This window comes from Bacillota bacterium (assembly GCA_018333655.1).
Classification (GTDB): Bacteria; Bacillota; UBA994; order UBA994; family UBA994; genus BS524.
In genome coordinates, this window is record JAGXTJ010000013.1 from 18,755 (window position 1) to 32,000 (window position 13,246).

Annotated in this window: 13 protein-coding genes; all 13 read left to right on the forward strand. The window is 55.3% G+C overall.

The window, feature by feature from the left end:
- Positions 1-32: 32 nt before the first annotated feature.
- The 13 genes from rplM to KGZ92_03205 all read left to right on the forward strand — a co-directional run bounded on the left by rplM (position 33) and on the right by KGZ92_03205 (position 13,059).
- Positions 33-470 carry a 50S ribosomal protein L13 gene (gene rplM / locus KGZ92_03145; GenBank protein ID MBS3888285.1) on the forward strand — a complete coding sequence of 146 codons (438 nt, stop codon included), beginning with the start codon at positions 33-35 and terminating at the stop codon, positions 468-470.
- Between the two features lie 17 nt (positions 471-487).
- Positions 488-880, forward strand: a complete 393-nt coding sequence (gene rpsI / locus KGZ92_03150; protein ID MBS3888286.1) for a 30S ribosomal protein S9 — start codon at positions 488-490, stop codon at positions 878-880.
- A gap of 124 nt (positions 881-1,004) precedes the next feature.
- The gene (gene cwlD, locus KGZ92_03155) at positions 1,005-1,697 is read left to right on the forward strand and encodes an N-acetylmuramoyl-L-alanine amidase CwlD (GenBank protein ID MBS3888287.1); all 693 of its coding nucleotides are present in this window, start codon (positions 1,005-1,007) and stop codon (positions 1,695-1,697) included.
- Between the two features lie 193 nt (positions 1,698-1,890).
- The gene (locus tag KGZ92_03160; GenBank protein MBS3888288.1) at positions 1,891-2,940 is read left to right on the forward strand and encodes an NADP-binding protein; all 1,050 of its coding nucleotides are present in this window, start codon (positions 1,891-1,893) and stop codon (positions 2,938-2,940) included.
- Positions 2,941-2,978: 38 nt separating this feature from the next.
- Positions 2,979-3,227, forward strand: a complete 249-nt coding sequence (locus KGZ92_03165) for a 2-amino-4-ketopentanoate thiolase (GenBank protein ID MBS3888289.1) — start codon at positions 2,979-2,981, stop codon at positions 3,225-3,227.
- A complete protein-coding gene (locus KGZ92_03170) occupies positions 3,224-4,618 on the forward strand; it encodes a PLP-dependent lyase/thiolase (GenBank protein MBS3888290.1) in 1,395 nt (464 codons plus the stop codon). Before KGZ92_03165 ends, KGZ92_03170 begins: the two co-directional genes overlap by 4 nt.
- 27 nt (positions 4,619-4,645) lie before the next feature.
- Positions 4,646-5,011, forward strand: a complete 366-nt coding sequence (locus KGZ92_03175; GenBank protein MBS3888291.1) for an ornithine aminomutase subunit alpha — start codon at positions 4,646-4,648, stop codon at positions 5,009-5,011.
- A complete protein-coding gene (locus tag KGZ92_03180) occupies positions 5,011-7,209 on the forward strand; it encodes a cobalamin-dependent protein (protein ID MBS3888292.1) in 2,199 nt (732 codons plus the stop codon). The genes KGZ92_03175 and KGZ92_03180 overlap by 1 nt, the downstream gene beginning before the upstream one ends.
- The gene (locus tag KGZ92_03185; GenBank protein ID MBS3888293.1) at positions 7,206-8,588 is read left to right on the forward strand and encodes a glutamate mutase L; all 1,383 of its coding nucleotides are present in this window, start codon (positions 7,206-7,208) and stop codon (positions 8,586-8,588) included. The genes KGZ92_03180 and KGZ92_03185 overlap by 4 nt, the downstream gene beginning before the upstream one ends.
- Positions 8,569-9,627: an alanine/ornithine racemase family PLP-dependent enzyme gene (locus KGZ92_03190; GenBank protein ID MBS3888294.1), complete on the forward strand. Its 1,059-nt coding sequence runs from the start codon at positions 8,569-8,571 to the stop codon at positions 9,625-9,627. Before KGZ92_03185 ends, KGZ92_03190 begins: the two co-directional genes overlap by 20 nt.
- A gap of 163 nt (positions 9,628-9,790) precedes the next feature.
- The gene (gene arcC / locus KGZ92_03195; protein MBS3888295.1) at positions 9,791-10,732 is read left to right on the forward strand and encodes a carbamate kinase; all 942 of its coding nucleotides are present in this window, start codon (positions 9,791-9,793) and stop codon (positions 10,730-10,732) included.
- A 20-nt stretch (positions 10,733-10,752) separates the two neighbouring features.
- Positions 10,753-11,685, forward strand: a complete 933-nt coding sequence (gene argF / locus KGZ92_03200) for an ornithine carbamoyltransferase (GenBank protein ID MBS3888296.1) — start codon at positions 10,753-10,755, stop codon at positions 11,683-11,685.
- 63 nt (positions 11,686-11,748) lie between these two features.
- Complete coding sequence (locus tag KGZ92_03205; GenBank protein MBS3888297.1) at positions 11,749-13,059, forward strand: GTPase; 1,311 nt, start codon at positions 11,749-11,751, stop codon at positions 13,057-13,059.
- The last annotated feature ends 187 nt before the right edge of the window (positions 13,060-13,246 follow it).

Sequence of the window (13,246 nt, forward strand, 5' to 3'; positions counted from 1 at the left end):
AAATTTGACAAACCTTTTAGGGAGGGAACCCCATGCGTAGCACTTACATCGCCAAAGAAGGTGAAGTGGAGCGGAAGTGGTGGGTAGTTGATGCTACCGGCCAGTCACTCGGACGCCTCGCCAGTGAGGTTGCTGCTATTCTCCGCGGCAAATTGAAACCCGAGTTTACCCCCCACCTTGACACTGGCGATTTTGTTATCGTTATTAATGCCGACAAAGTCGTACTGACAGGAAAGAAACTGCAGCAAAAGATGTACAATCGCCACTCTGGCTATCCGGGGGGTTTTCGCGCCACGAGTTACGACGTGTTGATGAAGACCAAGCCCGAATTCGTCATCGAAAAGGCTGTTAAAGGCATGCTGCCACATAACCGCCTCGGCCGTGCCCAGGGTAAGAAGATTAAAGTCTACCAGGGCACAGAACATCCCCACGCCGCACAATTGCCCGAAGTTTGGACCATGAGAGGTTAGGAAAGGAGGAGGTAAAATTGGCTACACTACAATATCGCGGCACAGGTCGCCGGAAGACGTCCGTGGCAAGAGTTCGTCTAGTGCCTGGCTCGGGGAACATCGTCATCAATCGCAAAGGCATCGATGACTACTTCGGGCTAGAGACGCTCAAGCTAATTGTGCGTCAACCCCTCGTCCTAACCAATACCACTGGTAGCTACGATGTCATCGCCTTAGTGCATGGCGGTGGTGTTTCTGGGCAGGCGGGGGCCATTAGACATGGTATCGCCCGTGCTCTCATCGTTGTCGACGCGGCCATGCGTCCCACACTCAAGAAAGCGGGACTCTTAACGCGTGACCCCCGTATGGTTGAGCGCAAAAAGTACGGCTTGAAAAAAGCTCGTCGTGCACCCCAATTCTCCAAACGTTAAATCAAGCAAGCCATGGGTTTATCCCGTGGCTTTTTGTTTTGCCGAGACTTTGACTCCGGGAGTATTGTTTGACGCGCATTCGTCATAGATATGCACTATCTATGGTCAGGGGGCGAAGGTGCAAGTGTTAAGACGTTTATTGTTCTTGCTGTTATCCCTCGTCGTCTTGCTGGGGCCTCTGTTTCTCGTTAATACTTCGCGCCCAGTGGCCACCATTTGCACTCCTCTCGCAGACAAAGTAATCGCCGTTGACCCAGGTCACGGTGGCGTCGACCCCGGGGCTATTGGTCCGGACGGCCTGCTAGAGAAAGACATAGTGCTAGACATTGCCCTCAGGCTACGTACGCTGCTACAGTCTGCCGGTGCTACCGTGGTGATGACTAGGGAGACTGACATAGACTTAAGTGATGCGGCACTTGGGCGGCAGTACTCGAAGCGTAAGCGCCAAGACTTACAGCGGCGGGTAAAGCTCATTAACGACAGTAATGCTAGAGTGCTGATCTCGATTCATGTTAATAGTATGGCCTCCGCGCGTTGGTCGGGGGCGCAGGTCTTTTATCATCAGGATGCCCCCGAAAGCCGGCGCTTGGCGGAGACGATTCAGTACGTCCTGCGCGAACATTTGCAGAACACCACGCGCCAGATAGCCACAGGCGACTTCTATATAACGCGCGTGAGTGCCTGCACAGCGGTACTAGTGGAGGTGGGGTTCATTTCTAACCCCACGGAGGCCAGACTGTTGGCGAGCGCAGATTATCGGGCGCAGCTGGCCGCGGCGATATTTGGCGGTCTCTTACACTACTGGCACCAGCCCTAGCCGACCATGTGCCCAAATTTAGGCGCAACACGCCGAAATATCGGCGCTATTTTCATGCAGAAACGCATAAAGGCGCATACCCATGAAAAAATGCGCAAACGCAGATGAAATTTCTCTCTTGTTGGCATGATAATTGCTAGAATATATATGAGATTGCGGTAAGTCTACGAACCGCACAGAAGGGGGACTAAATATGGCTAAGGTAAAAGTGATTCTCTGGGGTCTAGGAGCAATGGGTGGTGGCATGGCTAGGCTACTACTGCAAAAACAGGGGGTGGAGATTGTCGGGGCTATCGACCTTCATCCCGACAAGGTGGGAAAATCGCTAGGGACGGTTCTTGGCGGTTCAGCGCTCGACATCACAGTCAAGGGCGACGCCGCCGAGGTAATCGTCCCCGGGGCCGCAGACATTGTCTTGGTCTCTACCGGTTCTTTCACTCGCGAGGTCTTTCCGCAACTTGAGCTCGTCGCCAAGGCCAAGATGAACTGTATCACCATCGCTGAAGAAATGGCCTACCCACAGGCGCAAGAGCCCGAGCTAGGGGCAAAGCTAGACAAGATGTTTAAGCAAGCAGGCGTTTCATTGCTCGGCACCGGCATTAACCCCGGTTTTGTGCTCGACTCGCTCATCATCGCTTTAACAGGGGTATGCACCCATGTCGAGAGCATTAAGGCTGTGCGCATTAATGACCTCTCGCCCTTTGGTCCCACAGTAATGCGCACCCAAGGCGTAGGCACCACTCTAGCCGACTTTAATGCTGGTATTGCCTCTGGCAACATCGTCGGCCATGTCGGCTTTCCGGAATCCATTAGCCTTATCGCTGCGGCACTTGGCCTTAAAATAGACCGCATTGAAGAAGTTAAAGAGGCCATCGTCTCACACACCTATCGCGAAACGCCCCATGTAAAAGTAGAGCCGGGCATGGTCGCTGGCTGCAAGCATATTGCCTATGCCTACAGTGGGGACAAGTTGGTCATTACACTCGAGCATCCGCAGCAAGTAAGGCCCGAAACAGAGCAGATTGAGACTGGAGACTATATTTTTGTCACCGGCACACCCAATATCAACATGGCCATAAAGCCTGAGATTCCAGGTGGCATCGGCACCATAGCCATGACCGTGAATATGATTCCGGCCGTAATTAATGCCGCGCCTGGGCTACGCACTATGTCTGACCTACCCATTCCGCGCGCTCTCATGGGGGATATCAGCCAATTGGTGGAGGCGAGCAAGGGGTGTTAAGTCAGGTCGGCAGCTGGGTCGAAATTGCCTGGGTGGCCATGACCCCCGCTGAGCGGGCCGAGCAGCTGCCCGAAAGTAGCAAGACAGTGCCCGTGGTGGCCAGAGTAAAAGGCTTTGCCATGGCTAGTGTCGCGCTAGGGGCAGAGCTAAGCGTTAAGACGCTATCGGGACGTACTCTGTCGGGGACCTTAGTCGATTTGGAGCCCGTCCATACGCATAGTTTTGGGCGGCCGCAGCCTTTACTTTTGGCCATTGGTGGCTTCCTGCGGGAGGAACTGCGGTCATGACGAGCTACAAAGACATCATCGCTAAGAAGAGAGAAATTACGGCTAAGGCACTAGGTTTTGCCTACGAGAAGCATGAACAGGGCGGCTTAGCCTTTGACTACGAAAGCATGATGAATAACACCGGGTACACCTTAGATGAGATACGGCGCATTCAACTCGAGACGGGTGTGGGCAACACGCCGCTACTGGAACTGCGGCAAATCACTCGCCTAGCTCGTAAGTATGCCCCACCTGGCAAGGGGGCCCGTATATTTCTTAAAGACGAGGCCGCTAACCCAAGCGGCAGCTTTAAGGCGCGGCGCGCCGCGATTTCTGTCTATCATGCCGCCAAGCTAGGTTACGCCGGCGTCGTGGCGGCTACCTCTGGCAACTATGGCGCAGCGGTGGCCTCCCAGGCGGCCATGCGCGGGCTTAGAGCGATTATCGTGCAAGAAGTGTACGACAGCAAAGGTCTCGGCCAGCCCGAAATACTAGAAAAAGGCCGTGCCTGCGAAGCGTACGGGGCAGAAGTAGTACAGCTTACGGTGGGTCCTGAGCTCTTCGCTATTTTTCTGCAAGTGCTTGATACGACCAGTTACTTTAACGCTTCTCTTTACACGCCCTATGGAATTGCCGGCATTGAGACTCTAGGAGTAGAAATTGTGGCCGAGGTGCGTGCGCGGACAGGCCGCGACCCCGATGCCGTGGTCATTACCCATGCGGGGGGCGGCAATGTCACTGGCACAGCGCGCGGCCTCAAAAAGGCGGGGGCCGAGGCCTGCTGTGTCATCGGTGCAAGCGTAGACCTAGGTGGCCTACATATGGCGAGCGACAGCGACTTTAATCGCAAATCCTTCACGACCGGGCATACGGGGTTCTCTGTTCCCTTTACCACTTGGCCGGACCGCGCCGATGTGCCGCGTAATGCGGCGAGGTCGCTCCGCTACCTCGACCGTTTCGGTACTGTCACTCAAGGTGAGGTCTTTTATGCCACCGAAATGTTAGCACAGCTCGAAGGCCTAGAGCGCGGACCGGCAGGCAATGTTTCTTTGGCGGCTGCCTTCGCCCTGGCGCAAACTATGGATGAGGACCAAGTAATCGTGGTGCAAGAGACCGAGTACACAGGGGCAGGTAAACACCCTAGTGCTCAGCTCGCTTTTGCAGAGTCACAAGGTATCGCCCTGTCCTCTGGTGACCCGCGGGGGAGCGTCCCCGGTAAATCAATCATTATCCCCTCGCACCCTAACTTGCTGCAATTTAAAGAGCTCAGCATGGACGCGTTACGTCAGTCTTACTTGCGGAACGCTCTCGCCCACAAAGGCGCAGGTCTCTTGTCGCCACGCGAGGTAGAGTTTCTCAGTGAAGACAGTCGGACACCGCAGAGCTTGGTCTGGCAAGTAGTCGGTAAGTAGTCACATTTTGAATTAGGGAGGCAATTTATGCAGCGTAGCGATGATTTTGCCACACGCCGTCAACACCTCGCGGTGCTTAGCGAGGCCGAGCTAGAAAAACGTTTTTGGTTCCTCGCGGACAAAATTATGCAGCCCCTAGTCGACCTAGCCGAAAAACATACTTCTCCCTCCATCGAAAGATCCGTTCTCCTGCGCATGGGCATTTCTTCTGTCGAGGCGGGCTCCCTAGTTAAACGCGTTATGGAATTAGGCCTCTTGGGTAAGGGCGCTGGGCATGTACTGGTGGCCATGGCCAAGCTAAACAGCTGTTCTATCAATGAGGCAGCGGACAAACTTATGACGCTACAGGGCGGCGAGCAAGCAGTGCAACATTTCAAGGGGGGCGCGCGCTAATGGACAAGCTGGTAAAAAACGAAAAAATAAATGTCCCCGCCATTCTCGAGAACTTAGCAAGCTACCGTCCTCGCCGCCAAGGATGGACTTGGCGCACCAAGGTGCCTCAGCAAGTAATCAACAATCTTAAATATCAGCAGACCTCCGAGAATCTCACCCAGAGCATCCCCCTGCCTGCTGCCAAGCATTTCGGTGGCATAGACCCCCAGCCCGATTGCGTTATCACCACCGAGATTGCCTCCGGCCGCTTTGAAGACGACATTAGGCGCATGCGCATGGCCGCTTGGCATGGGGCTGACCACATTATGGTTATTCGCACGGCGGGGCAAAGCCACTACGATGGCCTTATTGAGGGAACTCCGGAGGGCGTGGGTGGCGTGCCCATCACGCGTAAGCAAATCCGCGCCTCGCGCAAAGCACTAGACCTAATTGAAGACGAGGTAGGGCGGCCTATCAACCTCCACTCCTATGTATCTGGCGTGGCTGGGCCAGAGATTGCCGTACTCTTTGTGGAAGAAGGCGTGAATGGCGCCCACCAAGACCCGCAGTACAATGTGCTTTACCGAAATGTGAATATGTATCGTAGCTTCGTCGACGCGGCCGTGGCCAAGAAACTGATGGCGAGCGCCGGCATGGCACAAATAGACGGCGCGCACAATGCCAACGCTACGGCTCGCGAAGGCTACAAGGTCATGCCCGAGCTCCTCGTACAGCATGCCCTTAATAGCTCTTACTCGAGGCTCGTCGGCATGGACCCAGGCAACATCTGTCTCTCTACCGTGCCGCCTTGTGCTGCGCCGGTGCCCGCCTTTCAGTATGACCTACCCTATGCCGTAGCTCTGCGCGAACTCTTTAAGGGCTATCGCATGAGGGCGCAAATGAACACCAAGTACATCGAATCAGATACGCGCGAGGCGACCGTCACCCATACCCTTAACCTGCTTATCTCGCGCCTGACTTCTGTAGATATCCAAAGCACCATTACGCCCGACGAAGGGCGCAATGTGCCCTGGCATTACAACAATATCAGTGCCGTAGCCACCGCCAAGCAGGCACTCCTTGCTCTTGACGGCCTCCTCGACATGGTCGAGATTAAGCGCGAGGGCGTCCTCGGGACAAGAGTACGCGAGCTCAAGGAGCGGGCGGTCCTCTTTATGGAAGAGATGCTTGAAGTGGGCGGCTACTTTAACGCTGTCGAGGCCGGCTTCTTTGTCGATAGCGGCCACTATCCGGAGCGTAATGGCGACGGCATTGTACGTAAGAGCGACCGCGGAGTGGCCGCCGATACTATCGTGCCGCGCGATAGCGACTACTTTGCGCCGGTCTGCGTTCACTTTGGCTACAACAATGTTCCTGCAGAGTACAGCACGGCATGCGAGCCGACCGCTGGCTGCACCCTGTGTGTGGAAGAAAAAGTCGCCTACATCGACGAGCTCGACGAGTGGGATAATGCTAATCGCCGCCTGTCCGAGACGGCCGAATTGCGCGAGCAAGGGCTCATCAAGCCAGAGGTAGAGTGGGCGGGGGATGGCATCGTCAATGTGCAGATGTTTTTACCTGCCGAGCCTAGGCTAGCTCACTTTAGCGCCCTTGAACTCGCTAAACAGATGAACCTTACTGACCCGCAAGTCATACACAAGCAGGTCATGCAGCAGGCAGAAGGAACCTACCTCGAAGTTAAGGGCAAGCTAAATGCCTTTGTCGACCCTAGTTCTTTGCGCCTACCTGAGGAAGAAGTCGTACTCAGTGCCGACGAAGTACGCGCCGATGTGCACGCCAAGCCGCTCCGCGTGGTGGCTGCCACCGTAGGGCAAGATGAGCATTCCGTTGGTCTGCGCGAGATTATCGACATCAAGCACGGCGGTTTAGAAGGTTACGGCGTGGAGTGCCACTACCTCGGCACCTCAGTTCCCATCGATAAGGTGGTAGATGCCGCCATCGAGCTTGATGCGCGCGCCATCCTTATTTCTACCATCATCACTCACTCCGACATACACCGCATCAATATGCGGCGCTTGCATGACCTCTGTGTAGAAAAGGGCGTGCGTGACAAGCTCATAGTTTTAGGCGGTGGCACGCAAGTGACCAATGAGATAGCCGTGGAATGCGGCCTTGATGCCGGCTTCGGCCGCGGTACCAAGGGCATACATGTGACCAGCTTCATGGTTAAGAATCGCCGGGAGCGTGGCTTAAGTTGAGCCTAGTCGCTGCCGATGTCCTCGTGGCGGAGATAGGCAGCACCACCACCGTCGTCAACGCCTTTATGGGGCTAAACACCGCCTCGCCGCGCTTCCTTGGGCAGGGCATGGCACCTACCTCTGTCCTCGCGGGAGATGTTAACCTTGGTCTGTCTCTGGCTATAGCCGACTTAAAAACGCGCCTTGGTGCACAGTTGACTTGGCAGCGCATGCTAGCTGTAAGTAGCGCCGCCGGGGGGCTACGCATGACTGTACATGGCCTAGCCTACGATATGACGGCGCGCGCCGCGCGCGAAGCAGCTCTTGGCGCAGGCGCCATCGTCAAGTTAATCACGGCGGGGGAACTCACGGCGTCAAACCTAGAGCAGCTAGTCGCCGTGAAGCCTAATATTATACTCCTCGCCGGGGGGGTGGACTACGGCGAGCGGCAGACAGCCATCGCCAATGCGCAAAAGCTCGCCCTGCTGCCGCTCTCTGCCCCCATTGTGTACGCGGGCAACATCGCCTGCCGCGAAGAAGTGACCTCTATTTTACGCGCGAAGGGCAAGCGAGTGTTGGCGGTGGATAATGTCTACCCACGCATTGACGAGCTTAACATCGAGCCGACCAAGCGAGCCATACAACAAGTCTTTGAGGAGCATATCGTGCACGCACCGGGCATGGAGCGCCTACGCGAAATGGTGGAGGGAGCCATATTGCCTACCCCCGGCGCGGTGATGCGCGCGGCCGAATTGCTCTACCAGCAGATTGGCGACCTGCTCGTGCTCGACGTGGGCGGAGCGACCACCGATGTTCATTCCGTGACAGTGGGCAGCGAGGAGCTAGCGCGCTTAGCGCACAGCCCTGAGCCGGTGGCCAAACGCACCGTGGAAGGTGATTTAGGGGTCTACGTAAACGCTAATTGTGTCGCAGAGCTGGTGACCCCTTTTGAGGCCGAAAAAGCAGGGGTAGACCTGGCTCGGACCATGTCTGCTTGGGGTCCTCTGCCACGTAGCGATGAAGAACTGCGTGTCTTGCACCTCTTAACCCAGAAAGCCGTGCACACGGCCTTAGGCCGCCATGTGGGGCGCATTAAGCACCTCTATGGGCCGGGCGGCAAAGTTTTCGTCGCCGAGGGCAAGGACCTGACCGCCGTTAAGTCGGTAGTGGGTACAGGCGGGCCACTGACCAAGCTTCGCGGCGCGCGGGAAATATTGCAGAGTGCGCTACGAGTAACCGCCAAGCACGAAATGTACCCTAGGGATTATCGCGTCCTCATCGACAGGCACTACAATATGGCTGTGCTCGGGGTGCTCAGTCAGGAGTACGAGGCAGCGGCAACGCAGTTAATGCTCGATAGTTTGGAGTGGGGGAGTAGCAATGCCATATCTCACGATTGATCTAGGGCGCTTAGCCCACAATGCCGCCCTTATCTGCCAAGCGGCAGCGGCAGAGGGCGTCAGCGTCTATGCGGTGACAAAGGTGCTTTGCGGCGAGGCGGCTGTGGCAGCGGTATTTCTCGAGGCCGGGGCTGCCGCAATTGCTGATTCGCGCCTTGAAAACATCGCGCGCATGAGAGAGGCGGGCGTCTTAGGCCCCTTTGTTTTGCTGCGCATTCCGACTCCGAGCGCGGCGCGCGACGTAGTTCGTCTGGCCGACATCAGCCTTAATTCAGAGCTGGCGACCTGCCAGGCACTAAATGCGGCTGCCAAAGAGGCCGGTAGAGCTCACCAAGTAATCTTGATGGTAGACGTCGGCGACCTGCGCGAAGGCGTGTGGCCAGATGATTTTGGTGCTCTGCTAGACGAAGTCAAGCAGCTGCCGCACCTTGAAATTATCGGTGTCGGGACTAATTTGGCCTGCTTTGGGGGCGTTGTCCCCGAGGCGGCTAATCAAGCAGTGTTGCGGCGGCTCGCACTACAGGCAGAAGCAATCCTTGGCAGGCCCATGCTCGTCTCTGGCGGCAATTCTAGCAGCCTCTCCTTATTGGCCCATAAAAACATGGGCCCTGGCATTAACAACCTGCGTATAGGTGAGGGCATCATCCTCGGGCGCGAAACTATAAGTCGCGAGCCTATACCGGGGGCATACTTAGACTGCTGCCTTATCACAGCCGAGATTATCGAGCTCAAAGACAAGCCCTCGGTGCCGCACGGCACCATAGGACAAGATGCCTTTGGCAATGTGCCAACCTTTGTAGATCGGGGTCGGCGCACACGGGCCATCCTAGATATTGGTCGCCAGGATACCGTGCCCGAAGGCCTCCAGTCGCTCCTGCCTGGTTGCGAAGTGCTAGGGGGCAGCAGTGATCACCTTATACTTGATACCACCCTGGCACCGCACCTAGCCGTGGGGGACCACGTTTCCTTTATTCCTAGCTATGGCGCTCTCTTGGCGGCGGCAACCTCACCCTATGTGAAAAAAGTCTATGTCAGGTGAGTGGCGACAAGATCTCGACATAAAACGCGTTTAAAATATCGCCGCGTATTTCCCGGGAAATTTTGACGAATCTTGCGGCGAAGCAGGACAAGATGCGACATTTCCCGTATAAAGGATGATAGTGACGTAATCTACGAATTCATTGTCGATGAGGAGGAACAACATGTCGGAAAGAATTGTTATCGCCTTTGGCGGCAACGCCATTTTGCAGTCTAAGCAAAAGGGCACGGTCGAGGAGCAGCGGGCCAATGTGCATGCCGCCTGCTTAGCGGTTGCCGACTTAGTGGAGGCGGGCCACCAAGTGGTCGTCACCCACGGGAACGGACCCCAGGTAGGAGCCGTCTTGCTGCAAAACGAAATCGCGAAAGAGCAAGTGCCCGCTATGCCCCTAGATATGTGCGGAGCGGCCACGCAAGGTCAAATTGGCTACATGATACAGCAATCTTTGGCCAATATCCTTAAGGAGCGGGGTATCGCTAGGCCTGTAGTGAGTATTGTTACGCAAGTGCTAGTTAATGCCAACGACCCCGCCTTTAAGTCGCCTACTAAGCCTATCGGGTCGTTCTATAGTGCTGAGGACGCGGCTCGTTTCAGCACCGAAAAAGGTTGGTCCATGAAAGAAGACAAGGCTCGGGGCGGCTGGCGTAGGGTAGTGCCCTCGCCTGACCCCATTGGTCTAGTAGAAAAGACGGCGGTACAGAGCTTGCTTGATGCGGGGGCCATTGTCGTCACGAGCGGCGGGGGCGGTATCCCCGTGGTAGAAGCAAATGGTCAGTACATAGGTGTAGAAGCAGTTATCGATAAAGACTTGGCGGGCGAGCGTCTAGCTTGTGACGTCAAGGCCGATACTCTCATGATTCTCACCGACGTGCCCCAAGCGGCTATTAATTTTAATACACCTGAGCAAAAGAACCTCGGCACCATCACTTTAGACGAAGCCAAGACCTACCAGAGCCAAGGTCACTTCGCCGCAGGAAGCATGGGCCCTAAGATGCTAGCCGCCCTGCGCTTTATCGAGGACGGGGGCAAGAGGTCCATCATTACTTCGCTCGCAATGGCCGGCTCTGCTATAGCAGGCACAGCCGGAACCATCTTGCATAAATAAAAGACAAGGGAGGAAAAGACATGAGTGTTACACTAAAAGGAAGAAGCTTTATTTCGCTGCACGACTTTACCCAAGAGGAACTATGGCAGATCTTTAAGACCACGGAAATGATGAAACTAAAGCAAAAAATGGGTGAACCCTTTCAACCTCTAAAGGGCAAAACCCTGGGCATGATCTTCCAAAAGGCCTCTACCCGCACTCGCATTTCTTTTGAAGTGGGGATGTGGCAACTAGGCGGCTACGCCTTGTTCTTGTCCGCTAATGATTTGCAGCTTAAGCGTGGCGAAACAATTGCCGACACCGCCCGCGTACTCTCGCGCTACGTGGATGGCATCATGATACGCACCTACGCCCACCAAGACGTTATTGATCTAGCCAAGTACGGCAGCATTCCCATTATTAACGGCCTGACCGACTTGCTGCATCCTTGCCAAGTGGCCGCCGATCTCTTCACCATCTGGGAGAAAAAGAACCGCCTGCAAGGCCTCAAGCTCGTCTACATCGGCGATGGCAACAACATGGCGCATTCACTCCTCTTTGGTTGTGCCAAGATGGGGCTTGACGTCACGATTTGTTCTCCTTCCGGCTACCAGCCTGATGAAAACATCGTGCGCCTAGCGAAAGAAGACGCCCTCCTGACTGGGGCTAAGGTGGTCATAACCTCCGACGTCAAAGAAGGCGTCAGCAATGCCGACGTCATCTACACCGACGTATGGGCTTCCATGGGTCAAGAAGCCGAGCATGCCGCGCGTGTCAAGGCTCTTATGCCCTACCAAGTCAACGCAAATCTCATGAAGCTCGCCAAGCCCGACGCTCTCTTCCTCCATTGCCTGCCTGCGCATCGCAATGAAGAAGTGACGGACGAAGTGATCGACGGGCCGCAATCGGTGGTCTGGGACGAAGCCGAAAACCGCCTCCACGTGCAAAAAGCCATTATGGCCTTGGTCATGTAGTCTGCCAACAAGCTCCACGTTCAAACATAAAAGACTTACACGTAAATCAAGGGGGTAGTATCAATGCAGAAAAGACGCATTCTGATTATGGGGGCCGCCGGTCGCGACTTTCATAACTTTAACGTTATGTACCGCGAAAATGACACCGTAGAGGTAGTGGCCTTTACCGCGACACAGATACCCGACATCGACGGCAGAGTATACCCGGCGGCTCTCGCCGGCAAGTCATACCCTGCGGGCATCCCCATATATGCCGAGAGCGAATTGCGCGACCTAATTAAGAAGCTCAAGGTGGACGAGGTTGTCTTTTCCTACAGCGACGTCCCCCATACTTATGTCATGAACAAGGCCTCCGAAGTCATCGCCTGTGGCGCTACCTTTAGCCTCCTCGGCGCAGAGCAAACCATGATAAAGTCAAGCAAGCCAGTGGTGGCCGTTTGTGCCGTGCGTACTGGCGTGGGCAAAAGTCAGACCACGCGCAAAGTGTGCGACACGCTAAAGGCCATGGGCAAGAAAGTCGTGGCCATACGTCACCCCATGCCTTATGGCGACCTCACTCTGCAAGCGTGCCAACGCTTTGCCACCTATGCCGACCTAGATTATCACAAATGCACCATCGAAGAGCGCGAAGAGTTTGAGCCCCATATTGACCGTGGTATTGTCGTCTACGCTGGCGTTGACTACGGTCGCATACTGCGTGAAGCAGAGCAAGAAGCCGATGTTATCGTGTGGGATGGCGGCAACAACGATACTCCCTTCTACCAGCCAGACGTACACATAACCCTAGTTGACCCGCATCGCGCTGGCCACGAAGTGCTCTACCATCCAGGCGAGGCTAACTTGCGCATGGCGGATGTCATCGTCATCAACAAGATTGAGACCGCGCATCCCGACGGTGTAAACAAGGTGCGTGCCAACGTGGCCAAGTTTAACCCCAAGGCCATCGTCATTGATGGAGCTTCACCCATTACCGTAGAGGATGTCGAACTAGTGCGCGGCAAGCGCGTCTTAGTCATCGAAGACGGCCCTACTCTCACCCATGGTGAGATGGCTTACGGCGCAGGCGTTATGGCGGCACACAAGCTAGGTGCGACCCTAGTTGACCCGCGTCCTTACGCCGTGGGTACCATTAAGACCGTGTTCCAGAACTACACCCACATGGGCGCCCTACTCCCAGCCATGGGCTACGGTGCTAAGCAAGTGAAAGAGCTCGAAGAAACCATCGCCGCAAGCCCGTGTGATGTGGTGCTTATCGCCACTCCTATCGACTTGCGCCGTATCCTCACTATCAAGCAGCCTAGCACGCGCGTGCGTTACGAACTGCAAGAAATCGGGCTGCCTACCCTGCGCGACGTACTCGAAAAGCTTAGTTAGCAAGAAGCAAGAAGCAAGAAGCAGGAAGCAGGAAGCAAGAGGCAAGAAGCAGGAAGCAAGAAGCAGGAAGCAGGAGAGAAGAAGAACGAAATCGCTGTCGCGATAGCTTAACTTAAAAGAATAAAACGAAAAGGCAACCCCTTTTGTGGTATTGTTTAATCGCCAAACAAAACAATACAAAGGGGAG